General features: G+C 59.2%; 9 protein-coding genes and 1 pseudogene. 5 read left to right on the top strand and 5 right to left on the bottom strand.

Going from position 1 to position 23,180, the window contains the following annotated elements; all coding sequences use genetic code 11:
* Positions 1-241: 241 nt before the first annotated feature.
* The 5 genes from HY308_15480 to HY308_15500 all read left to right on the top strand — a co-directional run bounded on the left by HY308_15480 (position 242) and on the right by HY308_15500 (position 14,179).
* A complete protein-coding gene (locus tag HY308_15480) occupies positions 242-739 on the top strand; it encodes a DUF11 domain-containing protein (protein MBI3899679.1) in 498 nt (165 codons plus the stop codon).
* On the top strand, positions 736-3,375 hold the full coding sequence (locus HY308_15485) for a DUF11 domain-containing protein (protein ID MBI3899680.1): 2,640 nt from the start codon (positions 736-738) through the stop codon (positions 3,373-3,375). The genes HY308_15480 and HY308_15485 overlap by 4 nt, the downstream gene beginning before the upstream one ends.
* Positions 3,376-3,592: 217 nt before the next feature.
* The gene (locus HY308_15490) at positions 3,593-9,493 is read left to right on the top strand and encodes a DUF11 domain-containing protein (GenBank protein ID MBI3899681.1); all 5,901 of its coding nucleotides are present in this window, start codon (positions 3,593-3,595) and stop codon (positions 9,491-9,493) included.
* A 125-nt stretch (positions 9,494-9,618) separates the two neighbouring features.
* Positions 9,619-12,354 (top strand): DUF11 domain-containing protein, encoded by a 2,736-nt coding sequence (locus HY308_15495; protein ID MBI3899682.1) that lies wholly within the window; start codon positions 9,619-9,621, stop codon positions 12,352-12,354.
* Between the two features lie 31 nt (positions 12,355-12,385).
* Entirely contained in the window at positions 12,386-14,179 is a 1,794-nt protein-coding gene (locus tag HY308_15500; GenBank protein MBI3899683.1) for a GAF domain-containing protein, read from the top strand.
* 230 nt (positions 14,180-14,409) lie between these two features.
* Here the strand turns inward: HY308_15500 and HY308_15505 are convergent, their stop codons facing one another.
* The 5 genes and pseudogenes from HY308_15505 to HY308_15525 all read right to left on the bottom strand — a co-directional run bounded on the left by HY308_15505 (position 14,410) and on the right by HY308_15525 (position 22,250).
* Positions 14,410-15,603: a hypothetical protein gene (locus HY308_15505; protein MBI3899684.1), complete on the bottom strand. Its 1,194-nt coding sequence runs from the start codon at positions 15,601-15,603 to the stop codon at positions 14,410-14,412.
* 142 nt (positions 15,604-15,745) lie between these two features.
* Positions 15,746-18,002 (bottom strand): annotated as a pseudogene (locus tag HY308_15510) (site-specific DNA-methyltransferase).
* Positions 18,003-18,007: 5 nt separating this feature from the next.
* Positions 18,008-19,054, bottom strand: a complete 1,047-nt coding sequence (locus tag HY308_15515) for a virulence RhuM family protein (protein ID MBI3899685.1) — start codon at positions 19,052-19,054, stop codon at positions 18,008-18,010.
* 4 nt (positions 19,055-19,058) lie between these two features.
* Entirely contained in the window at positions 19,059-21,776 is a 2,718-nt protein-coding gene (locus HY308_15520; GenBank protein MBI3899686.1) for a DEAD/DEAH box helicase family protein, read from the bottom strand.
* A 252-nt stretch (positions 21,777-22,028) separates the two neighbouring features.
* Entirely contained in the window at positions 22,029-22,250 is a 222-nt protein-coding gene (locus tag HY308_15525; protein ID MBI3899687.1) for a hypothetical protein, read from the bottom strand.
* Positions 22,251-23,180: the final 930 nt, after the last annotated feature.

Here is a 23,180-nt window from a genome sequence, read left to right on the forward strand (position 1 = left end):
AATGCTACAGATCTTGAGTCTGACCTTGTTCGAGCGAATGCCATTGGATCAGCTACTTAACAACATCATCACGGATGACATCCAGGCGCTTGCGGCTAATCAGCTGACTTTATTCGATTAACGTCCGGACACTACTGATGCTATACATATAGTAAGTATAAAATTGACCCTGAGATCCCCGCTGCGCTGTTAACACCAATTGCCAAGGAAAGGCTAAAAAACTTCTACATGGAGAGATTCTTTGAAACAACAAATTTATGTCGCCAGCATTTGCCTCGTGCTGCTGTTCACCGCCGCAAACGTCACAGCAGACAGCGGCGATGTCGCCGCGAAACTTAGCGCCTTTCTCGTCGTGCACCCAACCAACGGCAAGGAGTCGCTGCGGCCAGGCGATCGCGCCGAGCCGGGCGACACCGTCGAATACCGGGCGATCTATTCCAATTCCGGTAAATCGACAGCTCGAAACGTCGAGGCAACGTTGCCGATTCCCGCAGGAACGACCGTGTACCTCCACGACTCGGCGCGCCCCGCCGCCGCACTCGCCAGCACCGACGGACACACGTTCGAGCCGATGCCGCTGAAGCGCATCGTGACATTGGTGAATGGTGCGCACGAAACGCGGCTGGTGCCGCTGTCGGAGTACCGTTATCTGCGCTGGCAACTCGGCGACCTCGCCGCCGGAAAATCAACGGTGGTCAGCGCGCGCGTGCAAGTGCTCGGGACGGAGGTGCCGCAATGAACGCGCTACGCTCCGTCGCTCTGGCGGTTTCGCCACACGCGCGATTGCGCCAAATTGTAATCCTGGCATTTATCAGCGTATTCGCATTGTTAAACGCGCCTCGGGTCTACGCCGCTCCCCTTGCCGGCACCAGCATCGGTAACCAAGCGTCGGCAACCTATTCGGATGCTTCCCAAACAGTGCGCACCGTGACCAGCAATACGGTGACGACCATCGTGCAACAGGTTGCGAGTTTGACGCTCACCGCCAACGGCACCAAGAACGCCGCGATCGGCGGGCAGGCAAGCTATCCGCACACACTGACCAACACCGGCAACGGGTCCGACACGTTTGGCCTATCGACCAGCAACAGCGACAGCTTTAGCTTCGGCTCGGTGACGATGTATGCCGACGCCAACGGCGACGGCGTGCCCGACAACACGACACCGATCACCTCCACCGGCGAATTGGCGGCGGGCACGGTGTTCAAGTTCGTCGTCGTCGGCACGGTGCCGGCCACTGCGGTCGCGGGCAACACCAACACGCTGACGGTGTCGGCCGCGAGCACGTTCACCGGCTCGGTGACGGCGAGCAACACCGACACGACCACGGTCTCGAGCAACGCGGTGATCAACGTCACCAAGTCGATCGATGTAACGAGTGGTTTGCCGGGAACCGGCCCGCGCACGTTCACGTTGACGTACACCAACGTCGGCAACGGCGCGGCGACGAACCTCACGCTCATCGACGCGATTCCCTCGGGCATGACGTACGTCGCCAACAGCGCGCGTTGGAGCAGCACCGGCAGCACGGTGTTGACGGATGCGAACGCCGCCGACAATCAAAGCGGCATCGTGTACGACTACAACGTCACCTCCGCGGGCCGCGTCACCGCCGTCATCGCCTCGGTAGCCGCGGGCGCGAGCGGCACGCTGACGTTCCAAGTCAACATCAATGCCGGTCTCGCGCCCGGCGCCAACGCGGCGACGTTGAACACAGCGTCGTACAGCTACAACGACGGCGCCAACAATATCGCCGCAGCCAACACCAACGGCGTGCAATTCATCGTCAGCCAATCGGTAGCGGTAGCGATGACCGGTGCGACCGTCGTCGTCGCCGCGCAAGGCGGCACCGCGAGCTTCGCCAACGCCGTCACCAACAACGGCAACGGCACCGACAGCTTTGACATGAGCATCGGCACCTCGACCTTCCCGCTCGGCACGACGTTCGTGCTGTTTCAAGCCGATGGCGTGACCCCGCTCATCGACAGCAACGGCAACGGCGTTCCCGATACGGGTCCGCTGGCGCCGGGCGCAAGCTACAGCGTCGTGCTCAAGGCGATACTGCCGGTCGGCGCCACCGGCGGTCCGTACACGGTGCAAAAAACCGCGACATCGAAAGCCGACCCGACTAAGAGCGCGACCGCGACCGATACGTTGACGGCCATCACGACGCATACGGTCGATCTCACCAACAACTCCGCCGGCACCGGCGCGCCGGGCGCCGGCAGTGGCCCGGAAGTCGCAGCGGTCGTGACTAACTCGACCAATCCGGGCACGACCACACGCTTCACTTTATATGTCGCCAACAGCAGCGGGGTGGCCGACACCTATAACTTGCAAGCGAGCACCGACAGCAGTTTCGCCGGGCTCACGCTGCCGTCCGGTTGGAGCGTGATCTTCAAGGATGCCAACGGCGCGGTGATCAGCAACACCGGTGTCATCAACGCCGGCGCCAACATGGTGGTGTACGCGGATGTCACGCCGCCGGCCGGTAGCACACCGGGCACCACCGACGTGTACTTTCGCACGGTGTCGCCGACCTCCGGCGCCTCCGACCGCCTGCACGATGCGATATTGGTCAACACACTGCGCAACCTCGCGCTGACGCCGAACAATAGCGGCCAGATTTATCCCGGCGGCGCGGTCGTGTACAGCCACACCCTCACCAACAACGGCAACGTGCTCGAAGGCGATGGCGTGTTGAGTCAAGTGAGTCTCACGACGACGGATTCGCAATCGAGCTTCAGCGCCACGATCTATTGGGACAAGAACAATAACGGCGTGCTCGATGCAGCCGATCCGATCGTTACTAACTTGGCAGCGCTTGCCGGCGGCACCAATGGCGCCAGCACCGCGGCCGGTTTGAATCCCGGCGAGAACGCGACGCTGTTCGTAAAAGTGTACGCACCCGCCGGCGGCGCCATCGGCACCGTGGACACGGCAACGCTGACGGCCACGACCATCGGTATCATTAACAGTGTCGCCGCGGTATCTCCGATATCCGTGACGGACAGCACCACCGTCATCGCCGGCCAACTGCAGCTGACGAAGATGCAAGCACTCGACGCCAACTGCGACGGCACGCCCGACACCGCGTACTCGATGAGCAACCTCACCACCGGCGCGATCCCGGGCGCGTGCGTGCGCTACCAGATCACCGCGACCAACATCGGCGTGGCCGATGCGACTTCGGTGGTGGTGAGCGACGCCACACCCGCGAACACGACCTATCACGGCGCCGTCGCCGCCGCGACTAGCCAAGGCAGCATCACCGCGCCGGCCGCCGGCAGTAGCGGCACGGTGCAGGCCACGGTCGGAACGCTGGCGCCGGGTAAGTCGGCGACGATCACGTTTGGCGTGCGCATCAATCCGTAACGGCGAGCGATAGGAGGTTTGCGCGACTCTTCAAGAAAATTGAAAAGTAATTCAGCCCCATGAACCAACAAAAAATCCCCTCTCCCCGCCCTGGCGGGGAGAGGGCGAGGGAGAGGGGTGCGTGAAAGATCACCTATGCCTACGCATCCCCCTCTCCCTAACCCTCTCCCCCGAAAAACACGGGGGAGAGGGGATGAGTTCGGAGACAAGGGTCAGGGTGAGGGAAATTTGTTACACATTATTTAATCGTTCATGCATCGTCCTATCGTTCTGCGTCGCTCTACTGACACACACCGCTTTCGCCGCGCCACTCGCCGGCAGCCTGATCGACAACCAAGCGAGCGTGCGCTACGTCGATTCCGTCACCGGCTTAGCGTCAATGACGACCTCCAACACCGTGCGCATCGTGGTACAGCCGTTCGACGCCGTGCTGCTCACGCAAAATCAAAGCGTGCAGCGCGCCGCCGGCAGCCACATCAGCTTGGCGCACCGCCTCAGCAACACCGGCAATACCGAGACGACCTACGCCCTCGCCGTCGCCAATCTCGGCGGCGACGATTTCGATCTGATCGGTCCGTTGCTCGTGCGCGATCTGAACAGCAACGGCGTCGCCGACGCCAATGAACCGGCGATCGGCAGCGTCACGTTAGCGCCCGGCGAGTCGGCCAATCTCGTCATCGTCGGCACCTTGCCGAGCACGCTGTCAGCGGGTACGGCGGCGCGCATTCAACTGAGCGCCGTCAGCCAGCGGCAAAATATCGGCGCGCGCAACGACGACGTCATCAGCGCCAGCACCGGCGCCGTGCTGGTAACAACCTTGAGCGCATCGACGACGACACCGGCGCGCAACGATAACGTGACGCTGCACCTGGTGACGCGCAACACCGGCGGCGCGCCGGCAACGACGGTGACGTTCAGCGTCGACGGCGCAGCCGATAGCGGCGTCTTGCTGCTGCAATCGGTGCCGGCGAACACGACGTTTACCCATGCCCGCTGCCCGGCGAATGCGCGCTTGCTTTATCACTCGGCCGAGATGCCGGCATCGGTCTATTCGATGAGCGCGCCATCGGATCCGGCGCACGTCATCGACGTGGCCTGCGCCTTCGCGGCGATGGCCATCGGCGAAACCAACGCGCTCGATGTGCAAGTGAAAATCAACGACAACGCCAGCGGCACGATCACCACCGCCGGTGAGACGATCTACAGCGACGGTGTCGCGCCCGGCGACAGCCGCGCGCCGTCGAACGACGTGCAACTGCTGGTGCCGATGCAGGCGCCGCGCATCGATTACTACCGCGACAACGACTTCATGCAACGCGCTATCAACTTGACGCTCGGCGCACCGCTGCATGTTCAGGTCGACGCCGGCGCCTGCAACACCGATCCGACGGCCGTCGAAACCGTCACCGTCACGATCACCTCGGAGCTAACCGGCGACAGCGAATCGTACGTCGCCACGGAGACGGCGCCGAACTCCGGCATGTTTCGCTACGCCGGCATACCGACGGCGAACGCCGCCATGACGCCGCCGGTGATCGGCAGCGGCGCGCTCGAGACCGGCAAGAACGATGTGCTGATGGCGGTCATCCGCGGCTGCGGCGCGACCGAAACCACGACGACGATCTTCATCGATCCGTTCGGCATCGTCTACGACAGCCGCACCAACTCGCCGCTCGCCGGCATCACGGTGCAACTGATCGACGTCACCGGCGAAGGCAACGGCGGCAACGCCGGCGGTCCGGCGCTGGTGTTCGAGGATGACGGCCTCACGCCGGCGCCGAGCACGATCGTCACCAGCGCCGACGGCAGCTATCGCTTCGCGTTGGTGTCGCCGAGCATTTATCGTTTGCAGCTTTCGACGTTGGCCGGTTTTGACTTTCCGTCGCAGCTCGCACCGAGCTTGCAGCCGGCGGGACGCATTATCGACGTGTCCGGTTCGTACGGCGGCAACTTTACGATCAGCGCCGCCAGCGGTGCGGTGCGCATCGATATTCCGCTCGACGCCGATGCCGTCGGCGGATTGCTCACGGAAAAAGTCGCCTCGCGCAATGTCGCCGAGTTCGGCGACTTCATCGAATACACCGTGCAAGTGAAAAATGCCTCCGGCTCGGCGTTGCCGGGGATTCAATTGGCCGATCGGTTGCCGATCGGATTCATGTATCAACTCGGCAGCGCGCGCCAAGACGGCGCGCGCGTCGGCGATCCCGCCGGCGGACGCGGCCCGGTGTTGACGTTCAGCCTCGGCAATCTCGCCGACGACGCGATCACGAAGATCGTCTATCGCCTGCGCGTCGGTCCCGGTACGCACCTCGGCGACAACGTCAACAGTGCGCAAGCATCGAGCGCAGCGCCGCTGGCGCGCATCAGCAACGTCGCCACGGCGAAAGTGCGCATCGAAGGCGGCGTGTTCGACGATCGCGGTTTCATCCTCGGAAAAATATACGCCGACTGCAACGCCGATCGCATTCAAAACGAAGGCGAGCGCGGCATTCCCGGCGTGCGCATTTGGCTCGAGGACGGCACCTATGCGATCAGCGACGGCGAAGGTAAATTCAGTTTCTACGGCATCAGCCCGCGCACGCACGTCGCTAAAGTCGATCCGATCACGCTGCCTGCCGGCGCCAAGCTGGTGCCGCTCGCGCAACGCAACCTCAACGACGGCGACAGCCGCTTCGTCGATTTAAAAAACGGCGAACTGGCGCGCGCCGATTTCGCCGTCGGCAACTGCGATGCCGGCGTGATGCAAGAAGTCGAACGCCGGCGCGCGAAAGCGCAACAAGGAAAAGGCGAAGTGGAAGCCGGTGTCGCCAAGCCGCTGAATCTGGAGAACGCGGGCACGGTTGATCCGCATTCGCTGGCGGCGAGCGGTGTTATCGTTGACACATCTCCTGCCCATGAAACTCCCCATGAATCTCCCTACCCTTCAAGGGGAGGGCCGGGGTGGGGATGGGGTTCGTGCGATATTTCCGCCGACGCAACCCATCCCCCTCCTGCCCTCCCCCTTGAAGGGGGAGGAACTCATTGTGTGGAGCGGAAATTGGCTGATGTCATTGGTGATCTCGACAACACCCCGGACTTCATCGCCCTCACCGACGGCGCGGTCCTTTCCGTCCGGCAAATCAAACTGCGCGTCAAAGGCGTACTCGACGCACCGCTAACGTTGCGCGTCAACGGCGAAGCCATCGCCGACTCCCGCATCGGCACGCGCGTCGTACATCAAGATCGAAAGCTCGAAGCGCGCGAATACATCGGCATCGATCTACAACCCGGAAAGAATACCCTGACGCTGGAACAGCGCGATCCGTTCGGCAACTTGCGCGCGACCAAGACGATCACGCTGCTGGCGCCGGGCGATCTCGCCCGGTTGCGACTCGACGTCGTGCAAGCCGACGCCGATATAAACAGCCCGAGCATCGCCAAGGTCAGCGTTCGACTCGAAGACACCAATGGCCTCGCCGTGGCCGTGCGCACACCGCTGACACTCGAAGCTAGTGTCGGCACTTGGCTCGTCGAGGATCTGAACAAGATCGAGCCGGGCGTGCAAATCTTCGTCGAAGGCGGCCGCACGCAGTTCGATCTGCGCGCACCGGAGCAATTGGGCGACGTGCAGATACGCGTATCGAGCGGCGCACTCTCGGCCGAAACAAAATTCACGTTTACGCCATCGCTGCGCGACATGGTCGCGGCCGGTTTGATCGAAGGCACACTCAACGTGCGCCACTTCAAACTCGGCGCGCTGCAGCCGGCGCGCCGGCAAGACGGCTTCGAGCAGGAACTGAAAAATTATTCGTGGGGCGACGATCACCACAGCGCCGCCGCGCGTGCCGCGCTGTTCCTGAAAGGCAAGATCAAGGGCGACTATCTGCTCACGCTCGGTTTCGACTCGGACAAGTCGACGCGCGAGCGTCTGTTTCGCGACATTCAGCCCGACCAGTTCTATCCGGTCTACGGCGACGCCTCGGTCAAGGGTTTCGACGCGCAATCGAGCCAACGTCTGTACGTGCGCGTCGATAAAAATAAATCGTGGCTGCTCTACGGCGACTTCACCACATCGGAAACCGACCCGGCGCGCAATCTCGCCGCTTACAACCGCAGCCTCACCGGCGTGCGCGAACATTACGAATCGAATGGCGTGACCGTGAACGCCTTCGCCAGCGAAGACAGCGTGCGTCAGGTGGTCGAAGAAATTCCGGCCAACGGCACTTCCGGCCCGTACGCGCTCGCCAACACCAATCTCATCGTCAACAGCGAAAAAGTCGAGATCATCACGCGCGACCGCAATCAGCCGGCGCTCGTGATCAACAGCGTGCCGCAAACGCGCTTCACCGACTACGAACTCGAATCCTTCAGCGGCAGTCTGTTGTTCCGCGCTCCGGTGGCAAGCGTGGACGCCAACCTCAATCCGAATTTCATTCGCGTCACCTATGAAGTGGATCAGGGCGGCGATGCATTTTGGATCGGCGGCGTGGATGCGAAGATCAAGGTCACGGATAACGTCGGGGTCGGCGCGGTCGCCATCCAGGACCGCAATCCGCAAGACCCATCAACAGTGCGCGGCGTCAACGCCACCGTAAAGAACGGCGACACCACCTTCATCGCCGAGGTCGCGCAAAGCGACAAGCTCAGCGTCGGTACCGGCAACGCCGAGCGCATCGACGTGAAGCACGAAGATGGCGATCTGCAAGCGCGCGCCTACGCCGGGCGCAGCGACGCCAACTTCGACAACTCGTCATCGACGCTGACCAAGGGCCGCTCGGAAGCCGGCGCCAAAGCGTCTTACAAAATCGATGAGCGCACGCGCCTCGTGGGCGAGGCGATCCACACCGGCGACGTGACCACGGGCGGCGAACGCGATGGCCAATCGGTCGGCGTCGAGCGCAGTTTCGATAACAGCATCAAGGTCGAGGCCGGCGTGCGCCACGCGCGCGAGACCTTGACGCCGGCGCAACCCACCAGCGGCGTGACGCCGAACGAGACCACGAGCGTGCGCGCTAAGATCGGCGCGCCGGTGCCCGGTGTCGCGAACGCAAGCGTTTACGGCGAAGCCGAGCAAGCGATCGACAACAGCGACCGCAAGCTCGTCGCCGTCGGCGGCGAATATCGTTTTTCCGACAAAGGTCGTTTGTATGGTCGCCATGAACTTATTTCTTCGATCGCCAGTCCGTACGGGCTCGACGCCAATCAGCGCAACAACACCACGGTGGTCGGCATCGACAACGAATACATGAAGGACGGCAGAGCGTTCAGCGAATACCGCGCCGCCGACAGCTTCAGCGGCCGCGAATCCGAAGCGGCGATGGGCCTGCACAACGGCTGGCAAGTCGCCGAGGGCGTGCGCCTGAATACCGGGCTCGAACGTATCCAAACGCTGTCGGGCGAGAGCGATCAAGAATCGACCGCCGTGACCGGCGCCGTCGAGTACACGCGCAATCCGTTGTGGAAAGGCGGCGCGCGCCTGGAATATCGCATGAGCCCAAGCGCCAACAGCCTTCTCAACACGCTCGGTCTGGCGGTGAAGCTGGATGAGCAATGGACTTTTCTCGGCCGCAACATCATCAGCCTCACCGACAACAAAACGCTCAACGCCGGCGATCGCGTGCAGGAACGTCTTCAGCTCGGCTTCGCCTATCGCGATGTCGCCACCAACGTGTGGAACGGTCTCGGGCGCTACGAATACAAACGTGAGAGCGATAGCACGTCGGGGAGCCAATACTTGCGTGAGGCGCACATCGTTTCGACGCACATCAACGTGCAACCGTCGCAACCGCTGGTGATCTCGGGCCATTACGCCATCAAATTCGTCGACGAATACAGCGGCGGCATCGACAGCCGCGGCACCACGCAGCTCATCGCGGCACGCGTGACGCGCGACGTCGGTCAACGTTGGGACGTCGGCGCGCAGGTCAGCAGTTTATTCTCCGGCGGATTCGCCAGCCATCAATACGGCGTCGGCACGGAACTCGGCTATCGCATGCAAGATAATTTGTGGATCGCCGTCGGCTACAACGTGCTCGGTTTCAAAGACGCGGACCTCGCCGGCGACGAATACACCGAGCGCGGCGTTTATTTGCGGCTGCGGTTTAAGTTCGACGAGAAATTGTTCGAGCGCATGAAATGAGCGAGCAAACCATGGCCAAGGCAATCGCACTAGATATCACTGTCATTCCCGCGAAAGCGGGAATCCATAGGGCATTAAGCAAAGCCGCATGGATTCCCGCTTTCGCGGGAATGACGATCGCGATCGTGAAGCGAATTTTAACGCTGGCAACTTTCAGCTACCTGGGTCTCGCGTCACCGCCAGCCAACGCTGCCTGCACCACCGGCGCTTGCGTCTCCGCCGGAGCGCGCCTCGCCAGCGTCGACTCATCGCGCGGCGCACTGATGAACGCGGTGCTCGGCGATCTGCTCGGCAACAGCATTAACTTGAGCGTGGCCGATTGGAACGCGCTGGCGCGGAGCAACGTCAATCTCGCGAGCTTCCTGAGCGCGTTGCAGACACAGACGAGCACCGGCAGCCCCAGTGCGGCGCTGTCGGCAAGCGCAAGCCTCGCGCAAATCGTCAACGCCGCCGCCACCGCGGCACAGGCCGATGGCAACAGCGCCGCCGCGAGCGCGCTATCGCATCTTTCCGTCAGCGCGCTGTTCGGCAATGTACGATTGGGCGATATGCTGAGCGTGTCGCTGCCAAACGGCGCGCTCGCCACGAGTAAAATTAATCTGCTCGAACTCGTGAGCGGCAGCATTCAGCTTTTCAATTACAACAACGCGCTGACCACGCCAACGCCGATAACCTTATCGGGCTCGGCGCTCGGCTTAGGCGGCGTCATCAATTCGGTCGATCTATATGCGCAGGTGATCGAGCCGCCGGTTTATGTTTGCGCACCCGCCGGTGCGCAGTTCCACACCGGGGCGATCCGCGTCAAGCTGAACCTAAATCTGGTTTCGCTGAGCCCTAACGTGTCGGCGCTTAACAGCCTCGCCGGGATATCGGGCGCGAGCGCGGCCATCACGCAGTTGCAACTCTACACCGAGGTCGCGCGCGCCGAGGGTACGATCACGGCGATCAACGCGGTAGCGAACACGGTCACGGTGCAGGCGACACCCGGTGTGGCCGATCTTTATCTCGGTAACATCAGCGACAGCGCGTTCTTCAATCGCGGTCACGTGCTGAATGCCAACGCCGATCTTAACTTCGCCACCATCGGCACACTGAGTGTCACGCAACCGCTGATCGGCGCCACCACGGTAAACATTCAGGCGAAGAGTTATGCGCGCGGACAGGCGCCGTTCACGAACGTGCTGTCGTTCACCGGCCCCTATCCGCAAACGAAGACGGCGTATACCTCCGCCGGGTTTATCGCAAACGCCGTCGATAGCCTCACGAGCAATTTGCAACTGGAACTCTCGCCCAGTCTCGGCACGCTCGATAGCGCCATTCTGCCGCTGCTGAAGACCGCGGTGTCGGGATCGCTCACACCGGCATTGGCGACACTTCTTACCAGCCTGGTCGATCCGCTGCTCGAAACGCTCGGCATTCGCCTCGGCGAAGTCGACGTGACCGTCAATGGACTGACGCAACTTTGCAGCATCTCCGGCTACGCCTACAGCGACGCCAACCATAATAGTGTGCGCGACAACACCGAAGCCGGCTGCGGAGTGGCACTGTACGCCAAGCTCGTACCGGCGAGCGGTCCGACCGGTCCCGCGACGAATGTGACAACGGTCGATCCAACAAGCGGTGCATTCAGCTTTCCCAACGTCGCCGGCGGCGGCTATAGCATCGTGCTCGACAACAACGCGACCGCTTCGGATGTTACACCGACATTGCCCACCGGCTGGCTCGGCACCGAGACACCGACGCAGACGCGCGCACTCACCGTCGCCGCCGCCGATATCGCCAACCAGAACTTTGGCCTCTACAACGGCAGCCGCCTCGACGGCACCGTGTTTAAAGACAACGGCGCGGGCAGCGACACGGCAAACAACGGCGTGCAAGACGGCACCGAAAGCGGAATCATTGGCGTCGCGCTGAAAGTAACCGACGCCACCGGCGCGACGGCGCACGACAGCGCGACGACTTCGAGTGGCGGCGGTTACACCTTGTGGATTCCTGCCGGCGCGGGCGCGGCGATATTAAAGGTGATCGAAACGAATGCCGCCGGCTACGTTTCCGTTGGCGCCAGCGCCGGCAACACCGGCGGCAGTTACAACCGCGCGCACGATACGGTGAGCTTCACCAACGTCATCGGCACTGTCTATACCAACGTCAACTTCGCCAACGTGCCGGACAACAGCTTCAACAGCGACAACCAACAGACGGTGTTGCCCGGCGGCATCGCGCTCTATACGCACGTCTTCAACGCCGGTAGCGCCGGCCAGCTCACGATTGCGGCCACCGGAACCGCGAATCCGTCGATCAATTGGAATACGGTTGTCTATCTCGACGGCAACTGCAACGGCGTCATCGACAGCGGCGAGACGCCGGTATCGGGTTCATTGAACGTCACGGCAGATCAGAAGATCTGCATCGTCGTCAAAACCTTCGCGCCGGAAAATGCGCCTTATAACGCGCAGTACAATCAAACGCTGGGCGCGAGCTTCAGCTACGCCAACTCATCCATTGTCTGGTCGCAGAGCCGCAGCGATCTCACGCTCGTCGGCCGCACCACCGACACCGGCCTCACGCTCGTCAAATCCGTGGACAAGGCCGCGGCTAAATCCGGTGATGCCCTCACCTACACGATTCGCTACGAGAACCAAAGCAGCGGCGCGCTGCACAACCTGACGATCCACGACGCCACGCCGGCCTACACCGTCTTCGGTGCGGCCCAGTGCGGCACGCTGCCGGCGGGACTCAGCGTCTGTTCGATCTCGCAACAACCGGCGACCGGCGCCGCCGGCGCGGTCGAATGGACTTTCACCGGCACGCTCGATCCGGGTGCGGCCGGCAACGTGAGCTTCAGCGTGACCCTACAATGATTAACGCACGCGCCAACAGAAAAGTATCGCCATGAAATTTTCTTCCATCGGATTGCGCGCGCGGCTGTTGCTGTTGGTGCTGTTCGCGATCGTGCCGACGTTCGTGTTCAGCGGCTACACGACACTCAGGGAATTCAGCGAAGATGCCGCCGAGGCGAAACGCGTGACGATGGCGGCGGTGCAATTCGCCGCGCAACAGCAAAATCAGATGCTGGCAGCGACACGGCAATTGCTGATCACCTTGTCGCAACTCTCGGAGCTGAAGCGACCCAGTAGTACCGCCGCGTGCAACCGCATGCTCGCGACACTGCAACAATCTTTTCCGCTCTACACCAACATCGGCGTCGCCGCACTCGACGGCGACATCTATTGCAACTGGCGGGCGCTTGCGCGCCGCATCAACATCGCTGACCGCAGTTATTTTCGGCGCGCGGTCGAATCGGGCGATTTCAGCGTGGGCGATTACCAAATCGGCCGCGTTACCGGTATCAACGCCATCAACTTCGGCTACCCGGTACGCGACGAGCGCGGTGCGGTGCGCGCCATCGTTTATGCCGCGCTCGATTTGCGTTGGCTCGAAAAATTCCTGGCCGCGACAAAACTACCCGCCGGCTCCATGCTCACCGTCGTCGACGGACGCGGCACCGTTCTGGCGAATTACCCGGAATCGAATCGATGGGTCGGGAAAAACGTCGCGGACGCGCCGCTGATCAAAACCATCCTCGCACACGGCACCGACGACAGCGCCGAGATAACCGGACTGGACGGCACCGACCGCCTCTATGCCTTTAACGTCCTGCAGGATAGCGCGACCGGCAATGTATACGTCGCCGTCGGCATACCGACCGACGCCGCCTTCGCCACCGCGCGCGAAGATCTGCGTCGCAACATCCTGCTCATGTCGGTCGTCGCGCTGTTGATTCTGTTCGGAGCGTGGACCGGAAGCAATGCCTTGGTGCTGAAGCGCGTCAATGCGCTAAGCCACGCGGCGCAACGGCTGGCCAAGGGCGACCTCAACGCGCGTACGGGTCTGGCGCCCGGCAACGAAGAACTCGGGCAACTGGCGCACAGCTTCGACGACATGGCGAGCGCATTACAACGCGTCAACCGCGCCATGAAAACTTTGAGCGCCGGCAACCGCGCGCTGGTGCGCGCGGAAGATGAACCGTCGCTGCTGGCAGAGATGTGCCGCGTCATCGTCGACATCGGCGGTTATCGCTTCGCCTGGATCGGTTACACGCAAGACGATGAGCACAAAACAGTCCGTCCGATTGCGCAGGCCGGATTCGACGGCGAGCTTGCGACGCTGACGGAGGAAATGGGAACGATCACTTGGTCCGACGACGAACGCGGTCGCGGCGCCGTCGGTAGCGCGATTCGCAGCGCACAACCTTGCGTCGTCAGAAATATTCCCACCGACTCGAACTTTGCGCCGTGGCGCGCGTTTGTGACTCGACACGGGCTTGCCTCGGCGGTCGCGTTCCCGCTGCGGGTCCGGGAAAAAATTATCGGCGCGCTCGCTATCTACTCGCAGGAGATCGACGCGTTCGATACCGAGGAACTCGAGCTGTTGTCCGAAGCGGCGCAGGATCTCGCGTTCGGCATCGGCAGCGCGCGCACGCGCGTGGCGCACGATTCCGCGCAGCAAACCATCGTGCATCTAGCGCGCTACGACCGACTCACCGGCCTGCCCAACCATGCGCATTTCGAAGAGCGCCTGCCGCAGGCGCTGACGCAGATCGGCGATGTTGGTAGGGTCGCGACGAGCACTATCGCCAAAGAGGCCCATCGTGACCCGATGAGGGCAGCGCACAAGATCATATAGAAGTGAACCTGTTACGGGTCTCGGCATGCGGTGGTCTCTTTCTGATCCCCTCTCCGATCTACCAATTCCAAAGCGCCGAATCAATTTTTCCGTTTCTGCTTTCTGTCGCGTGTGCCACTGAGAGGCCGGGCTCTGACTCGCGCTTTTTCGACGCCCCAGCCTACGGTACTGACGGAGAAGTTTACACGCGAATAAATTCCTTGCCTTCGTAGTACACAGTAATATCACCATCAGCACTTATCTTTATCGCTAGACCGTAGTTTGAGGCGCCAATCGCTGCCTTCAGTGCCGCTGAGTCGTCCCGATTTCTTCGGTTGAAGTACTGCGCCGTACGCTAGAATTTTCCCGGAATTATCCAGCACAATCGCGCCGTCGAGCGACGCTAGTTCAACGACGACGGGTCGAGCGAGCGACTGAATAGAATGGTCTATAAGCACCGCGTCGAACTCGCGATCTGTCTGGCTCCGTTTACTTTCGCTGCCGATCGCGTCACCGGTTCTAACAATGTCACGTAGATTGTTTCGATTGTGCAAGATTACGAATAGCCCGCCGGACCGCCGAAACGATACGTCCAATACCGCCCGATATATCGCTCCGACCACGCGACCGCGGATTGTTGCAGGAACGCGCTGCGCCCGCGCCCTATCTTTCAACAAACTTAATAGATGCGCATGATTCCAATATTGCCATCGACCATAACGATAGGTGAATCTTAGTGTTCCTTTGTCAAAAACCAGAATGTCGCCCTGCCTGCTCAACGCTACGCCACATTTCCCATAACGGCTAGCACGAGCAATCGGTTCGGCCCAATCTGGATAATAGTGTTTCTCTGTAAGCGACTTTTCATTGAAACGATCCAAATCAACGAAATTTATAATTCGTCCATCGCTTGAAACGTGATAGGCGCTTCGAAATCCATCCGAAAGAGCCTTGTATTTTTTCGTATCGATAAAATCCTTCGGAAACTTTGCCCCTACATTTTTTTCCCTGTGACTTGGATCGAGTATACAACCGAACGTCAGCGACTTGTTCTCGTAGCTCTGCTCGGACAAAGTATGGAGAGCATCAAATACCGCACTTATGGACAACGTTAAGTTGTGATGTTGAGCGACGTGGTGCGCTACAACCTGCTCATCAAAGGAATCACGAATCGCTTGCAACGAAGCTGCGCTATTATCCGACGTGGACGGCCGAAGTACTTCTGATATTCGATCGACCACTCTCTTACATATGTCGTGTTCTCTAACATCGAGCGTCTGTTTGACACTGCCACCTACTATCGGTACACGCCGGCGCTGCACTACTGCGGTCAGGGATCGATGCTGGCCAATTGCGGCTGACATCTCAATCGCCGTTCTCTTTTTGGACGCCCACACAGATTTGGGTTGACCCAAAAGATTCTCTTTCCACGTGGAAACTTCCACGTGCGGCAAAATCCGTTGAACAGCTCCAACAGCGAACTCTACAAATTCGACTTCTGCTGGGCTAAGTCGGCGCTTCAACCGACTGTTGGCTCTGAGCATGTTTCCGTTCTTGGCTTATACAAAAATAAATCTGGCCTATTTCCTACACGCTCACCGGCACAAGAACCATTGTGTCGTTACCAAAGATGTCGATCACCTTTACGGCGACGGTGTAGCGGCCGGCTTTAGTATAGGTCCGCGGTGCCGAGGTGCGTTCCAACTCACGATTCTTGCGGGTGCGGAAGCTTTGCCATTCGTTTTCGAAAATGTAGCCGCCGGTCCAACGTTCTTCGAAATTGTTCTCCGCTACCTCCGGTTTTGATGAATCTCCGAATGCGGGATCAACTACACCCGAGTCGCGCGGGACTTTGATGATTTCCTTGCGGTGCATGTAGTCGAAGTCCACGGCCCAGTAGTCCACCCAGTCGGTCCAGTGGTTGGTGAGCACTTCACGCTTGATGACACCTTCTTTATCTTTGCTCACCTTGATGAGCTTACCCTGTTCGCACACGACTTCGCTCTTGCCGTTCTTGAGGCTCGCAGCGGCGGCCTCGGCGGCGCCTTGACTGTAATACACGGAGAAATCCGTCAACTCGATACGGAGCGTGAACTTGTCTTTCTTTTCGTAGCGCGGCGTGGCTTCCACAAAGCTGATGTCGTGGAATACTACTTGCCCTTTTTCGACGGCGCGTTTGTCGAAGACTTCCGCCGGTATGAATTTCGGCGCGAGATCAATACCCTTCTGCTTCGCTTCATCCAGTGCGGCGGGAAATAGGCCCATTTCGAACTCGAACGCGAGGACATCAACACGCGTCGCTCCGCGCTTGCGACATTCTGTGATTACCTCTTCCACGAACAGCCGCCCCACGGGCAGATTGATCGGTCCGACCACGACCAGCCGACCGGCGTTCTTGCCGTGGAAAAAATTGGCGTCTTCCAGTGGCTGTGCACGATAGGCACGAAGAATGAGGTCGCGGAACTCTCTTTCCTTCTGGGCAAGTGCTTCTTCTTTCTGCTTACCGCTCAGCCGACCACCGACATTCAGGTACGCCTGACGTTCGTAACGGCCGAGATTCAGAACCTCGAAAGCGCGGAACGGCTTGCCGGACTCCTTGCACTCGCGCTGCACCCGAATTAGACGCTTACGCGTGGTGTGGATGCCGAACTTGCCGAGATCGGTGGCAATCCATTTGCGCCCGAGCTTTTCGGCCACGGCGACGGTCGTGCCGCTGCCGCAGAAAAAGTCAGCCACCAAATCGCCTTCGTTACTGCTGGCAGTGATAATGCGCTCAAGTAGGGCTTCGGGCTTTTGAGTTGCGTAGCCAGTACTCTCGTCGTTGTGACCTGAGACATCTTTAATTTCAGTCCAGCAACAACCGACGGTTACGCCGGGCTTATCTGCCAAGTACTGCTTGAGATTTAACGCGCCGTCTTTCCCTAGAATGATGCGCCCATTTTTCTCGAACTCTGAAATTGAAGTTGGTGAATAGTCTCGAACATCTCGCATCCGATATGGCCCACGCCCGTCTTTGTCGTCGTAACGGTAATTTACCAAGGTCTGTTCACTGTAGTCGCTGAACTGACGCGTGTAGGCATATTTGTCACTCTTACTCACCCAGATGATATGGTCGGCGTCGCGTGGGTATTGCCGCCCTTTCGTGTTGCTCGCGCCCGTAGCTCGCCGCCACACGATTTCGTTGCGATAGTTTTGTTCTCCGAATACTTCAATCATTGTGGTTCGGAGATAGCTGTTGAGTCGCCAATCACAATGCACGTAGATACTGCCCTCGTTGTGCATTACAATCACGCATGAGGATAAGGCGTTCGTAAATCATGGCGATGAAGGAATCCGCGCCGCGTCCCCACGTATCGCGATATGCGATTTGTTCGAGCAGATTCGGTTCTTTGTGAAATGTCTCACCGCCGATCTCGATGTCCATCGAGAAATCAGCACCGACATCGAACGGCGGGTCGATGTAGATCAGCTTGAGGCCGCCCGCATCTTCGATCTGCCGGCGCAGCGCGCCGCTCTTGAGCGAAGAAAGAATCAGCTTGTTATCACCCCAGATGAGTTTATTGGTCCAGCCTTTGAGCTGACGGCCACGGAAATCAAAAAGATCGCCTTGAATTTCCGGCCGCTCCTTGCGCGGTTCGTCCACGTGCTCCAACGATTGAAACGGCAACACCGTGGTACAGACCTCGCGCGTCTTGCCGTTCCACACCAACTCTACCTCGCGCTTGTCTTCAAAAAGAACGAAGCGGTATTTCTCCGGTAACGGCTTGCCCTGCTGGATGAGCTGTATCAGGTCGCGCTTCTCGGCGTCCGTCAGGTCGTAGGCTTCTTTCGGTGGACGGGCCATGGCGGTCAACTCTTCTTCGGTTTTTTCGGTTTGACTGATTTCTTGCGCGGCATCCGCGCCGGGAGTTTCTTCACGGCCTCGTCGAAATCTCTCTCCACGCGGGATGTTTGTGCAAGTTGCCTTACACGGTATTTTTCAAATTCCAGCTCTGCTTTTTGCAATGCTGCATCATGGGAGATTTTTCCCGCGTGCGGGAGAATTTCCCGTTCGCTGAGACGCAGATATTCGTCCAGCTTCGCAATCCAGCTTTGCATGGTCATCGGTTTGCGGTTCAATGCCTGAAGCTCGGCAAATTCCAGGTAAAGGGTGACGATGCGATTCAGCACATCGAGTTCTTCAGGCGTCAGGTAATTCTTGGCGATTGCCGCTTCATCTTTCCTTGGCTTTTCGCCCAGCCAGCTCGTCATCCCCATGCTCGGCTTGGTCGCATCGGCGCGCGCATGGACGATTTCGGCGGCGGTGTTTCCGTGTGCTGCCCAGTGCATCTTGTTTTGCACCGTGGCGAAGAAACGTTGGGTTGCCTCCTCGGTGGGGTCGTAGTCGATGCTGGTGGCGTAGATATCCAGCACCTTGCGCCAGAACACTTTTTCCGACGAGCGTATGTCGCGGATGCGCGCCAGCAGTTCATCGAAGTAATTGCCACCGCCCGCGCGTTTGAGCCGCTCGTCGTCGAGCGCGAAACCCTTGACGATGTATTCTCGCAGCCGCTGCGTGGCCCAGATGCGGAACTGGACGCCACGATGGGATTTGACGCGGTAGCCGACCGAGATGACGACGTCGAGGCTATAGAACCGGGTGTCGTAGAGCTTGCCGTCGGCGGCAGTTATCCGGAAATTCCGGATAACTGAAGATTCATTTAACTCCCTTTCCTCGAAAACATTTCGGATATGTTCGGAAATCGTGCGCACGTTCTTACCGAACAGTTCACCCATCTGCTTTTGGCTTAACCAAACGGTATCGCCGATCATCCGGGTTTCCAGTCGCGTCTTGCCGTCCTCTGTCTGGTACAGGAGGATTTCGCCGGCCGATTCGGGTGGGTCGCGGTCTGCCATCGCCTCAATCTCTCCGGTACTCGGTAAAGGAAGCGGCCAGACCAGCGAAGTCTTTCGGGGTGTACTTTTCGAATCCAGCTTGATCCACGTACACGAAGCGGTAAGCGGGCCCATTCTCGATGCGGCTCGCACCGGTTGCGTCCGTGCACCACTGGTGCAACCGCGCCATCTTTTGCGGCAAGTCGAGTTCTTCCCGGCCTTTGGTCTCGATGATCCAGACCGTGTTGTCGGTAGTCTTCACGATGAAGTCGGGCGTATACGTGGAAAGATCGCCATCTGCCTTGACGTAATCGATCTTGAAACCGACGGCGAGATAATTTTTGGCAAAGGCCGCGATGTCCGGTGCGTCGTCAAGAAAACGAGCAAAGTCCAACTCGAAACCACCTGCATGCGGTTCGCCGACGATCTTGCTGAATAACGATCGCTTCGGCGTCAGGTACGGACGGTTTTCGGTGCGAAACGGCCGCGTGTTCCGTAACCGAATGTAGTCTTCGATTCGCGACGAGCCGGATTCTTGGATGGTGAGTACATTGATGGCGGTTTTGAATGAGTCGAACAATATCTTGCCGGCCTCGGGTTCGGAAAGATTGCGCAGCACCACGGGGTCTTCAAGGTTCGCTGGCGATGCGTCGAACAGGTGACCGACCACGAAGGCTTTTACCTTGGGGTAAAGCAGATCGTAACCGCCGACGAGACGTAATTCCTTCAGAATCTGCCGAGCGAAGAAGCCGACAACCGAACGATAGTCGGCGGCACCCACTGCGTCCAGTCGAATGGTGTGATGCACTTCGCCGTCGAGCATGGTTTTGAAAACGATCTCGCGAGTCTCTTCCGGCGTAAAGGGTTTCAGCGGAAGTTTGGGATTACCGAAACTGGCCGGATCGAGCGCATCCGGATTTTTGAACTCGCGGTTGAAGCGACGAGAAAGCCGGGGAAGCTTGATGTCCAGCGCGTCGAGATTCTTGTCGGTATTCTGCGCGTCCACTTCGACAACCAGCGAATCCTTACGGCCCAAACCCGTGCCCATCGGCACGCGCTCGAAGGTGACGCCTTCGCTTTGAATGGACTCAACGAACTCCATGAACGGCGGCGTACCCATCACCGAAACCGTTTCCTGTATATCTGACCCGAAATACATGCGACGCAGACCGCGACCTAGCGTTTGCTCGGGCAGGATGTCGCTCGTTGCCGCGTAGGCGCGTAAGCCGACAATGGTGGTAACGTTACGAACGTCCCACCCTTCCTTCAGCATCAAAACGGACACGATGGCCTTAAATTGGCTCTGCCAACTATCTATCTCATTGGCCTGCTTACGCAGGATTTCCAAATCTTCCTTGTTCTTACCCGAAGCCGCCTCGGAGATTTCACCATTGTTCTTAGTGTGAATAACAAGTACCGCACCTTGCAGCTCAGGACAGATTCGTTGCAGATACGCGCCGACTTCGTCGCAGTTACGCGTGTCGTCGACCATTACGAATAGCACGGCTTTCTTGCCCAGTACTTCGTGCTCGGCGCAACTCTTGCGCCATTCTTCAACACCAAGCTGTAAGTAGTCGGCGTAGTGCTCGGTAAAGATGGCACTCTTGTGTTCATGCAGCCGGGCACGGCTGGCGGCATCGGGCAACACCGGGTGTTTGACGACGTTTTGGTGGATGGCCTCGACCAGCGGATAGTCCGAAACTGTTTGCACGAAGATGGCGCCGTTGTTGTGCCGAGGCGTTGCCGTCACGTCCACTTGCAGCGCCAGGCGGGCATCCTTTTGCAGCATGCGATGATGGATGTCCTGAATGCTCTTGAACCAAGCTAGGCGGCTATCGTGGATGTGATGCGCCTCGTCATTGAAAACAGCAAGCTCTTCTATCTCGCGGACGATCTCGCCCAAATCTGTTTTGCTGTCGGTTGTCTTGCCGACTGGTTTTGGACCAAAGGGCGAAAGGAAGTAGTCGCGCAGATCGTCGTCTTCGAGCGACGGCTCGTGGACATCGCCGAGAAAGACGCGGTGAATGTTGGTAAGAAAAAGATTGCCTGTTTCTTTAACTACTCGGACATCATCCTGAATGTGCAGCGTGATCTGGAAATCATCGCGCCAATTGCGGCCAACATGACCGTTATCTGGGAGGATAGGATCGTTAAAGAAAATGCGCAGCCCGTCGAAATCATGGCGCAGGCGGTCGAGAACGATGATGTTTGGCGCGATTAATAAGAAATTTCTCGCCAGCGTGGAGTCTGTTTCGTACAACTTGTGGAAGTAGCTCCACGCAATCAGCAGCGACAGAACTTTTGTCTTTCCAGCTCCGGTTGCCATCTTTAAGACATAGCGCGGCCATTCCTCGTCGAACATTCCAGCTGAAACCGCCCCGGACGCGTCGAAGCGGAATAGATCAAATTTATCTCGCACTTTGCGCACGTCGTGGAGCCAGATGACGGTTTCCACTGCTTCGCGTTGCGCAAAGTAATAGCGGAACGACGACAACGAGCTATCGGCCTGTTCAACCAGGTGCTCGGTCTCGAACCACCATTTCAGAAGTCCGCGGGACGTATCCGAGGCGCCTGCGTAGCCTGCCTCCCGCCACGCGGTAACTTCGCTGCGAATCTTGGCTACTAACGGGGGAAGTAACTTTTCGTAGGCGGTACTGCGCAGCTCTTCAGCAGCTGGGAACCAGCGCTGATCGGGCAGCAGCTCGGCGTACGGGGACTCGGGGAAATCAGGATGGAGCGCCACTATTCACCAAGCGGCGTCCATTGCGCAAACGATTCCCGATACCCTGGGTGCCCTGCTTGTAGGTATTCAATCTCCCTCCAAAAGCCCCAAACTTCAGCCCGGAATCCTAACAATCGAGCCGGCATCCGTCACCTTAAATAAGCGGCTGGACGGCTAAGGGCAGGCATTTCCGCTACCGGTTGCCTGCGTTTGATATGCGAGGATCAGGAGAAAAAGCGCCGGCAGCAGGTGCCGCCGGCGCGAGCTGCGGGACTATTCCGCGGTAGGTTCTTCCTTGCCTGCCGGCTTTTCCTTCGGCGGCAGGAAGACGATCTTACCGTTGAGCGGAAACACTGGAACCTCGGCGTTGATGCCTTCGGTGTTGGTGTGCTTCCACGCAACTCCGATGCGTGTCCAGAACTTGCCGGCTTCCGTCTTGCGCACGCTGTACGCGGTGAGGTCGGGTTTCTTGCCGTTGGTGGCGTTTTGTGCCATGACTGCTTCTCCTGCTTGGTTGATGTGGTGGCGCTGAATGCGCCGTCTTCACTTGGGGAAACGTGCGGGCATGCGGAGCGTGTGACGGGTTCTGCGCTGTATGCAGGTTCCGGCGCTGCGTGAGGCAATGGCGTAGTGGCGCGCGAGAGGCGGCGTGACCGTGCTCATCAACCAGGTAGAGTGGCACAAGATCATCAACGGCCGACCTCAATACTGCCGTGTCGAACGAGCGAGCTTACGAGGGTAGAGACGTCAGTCGCTCAGGAGATCGCTTCGATGAAATTTTCTGCAAGACCGTGCGTGGGCTGGAATATATGCACCGTACGTCTTTATGCTTCGCGAGCTTTCTGCCGGGCCTGAAAGCCGTGCGTGAGGTGCGACTGTGCGCCAATTGGCGGATGTATTACCACATCCACAGTAAGCCGATGTGGTCGCGCGACTCGTGAGCACATTGACCACGCCCCGTCGGCACTGATCGAAGCGCTGAAAGCGGTGTCGCCTGGATTGAACTGCCATATCGATAACTATGAACAGCAGGGCACGACAGTTCGGGCGGCGAGCAGTATCGTCTCGAACAAGAAAGCGCGCCATGACGCCCGCCGCAATCTCCGTGATCGGTTGCTTGACATATCACCGTCGAGATGGCCGATAGATCAATACCGTTCACGTGGCTGAATGACTCGACGGTACAAACAGTGACGGCATCGTTGTTGAGGTACGACGTATTACGTTGCGTAACAAGCGTGTCGTCGACTTTCCGGACACAGCGAACTCACGGAAACGATGCTCAATATGAGCGCGTTGCAGATTTTTATATTGAGCAGGAATTGCTCGATCAGTGGAGAACACAATTCAACTCACCGCTGATGGCGAAACGGATGCACAGAACCGTGTCATTTAGCAGGTAGCGCCCGGTGTCTTTGTCGACGA

The organism is Gammaproteobacteria bacterium, from assembly GCA_016199745.1.
GTDB lineage: Bacteria > Pseudomonadota > Gammaproteobacteria > Acidiferrobacterales > Sulfurifustaceae > JACQFZ01.

What these genes read in the sequence shown, in the direction of transcription:
- HY308_15485 (MBI3899680.1), top strand. Translation starts at nt 736, where the DNA reads ATGAACGCGCTACGCTCCGTCGCTCTGGCGGTTTCGCCACACGCGCGA.
- HY308_15500 (MBI3899683.1), top strand. Translation starts at nt 12,386, where the DNA reads ATGAAATTTTCTTCCATCGGATTGCGCGCGCGGCTGTTGCTGTTGGTG.
- HY308_15515 (MBI3899685.1), bottom strand. Translation starts at nt 19,054, where the DNA reads ATGGCAGACCGCGACCCACCCGAATCGGCCGGCGAAATCCTCCTGTAC.
- HY308_15525 (MBI3899687.1), bottom strand. Translation starts at nt 22,250, where the DNA reads ATGGCACAAAACGCCACCAACGGCAAGAAACCCGACCTCACCGCGTAC.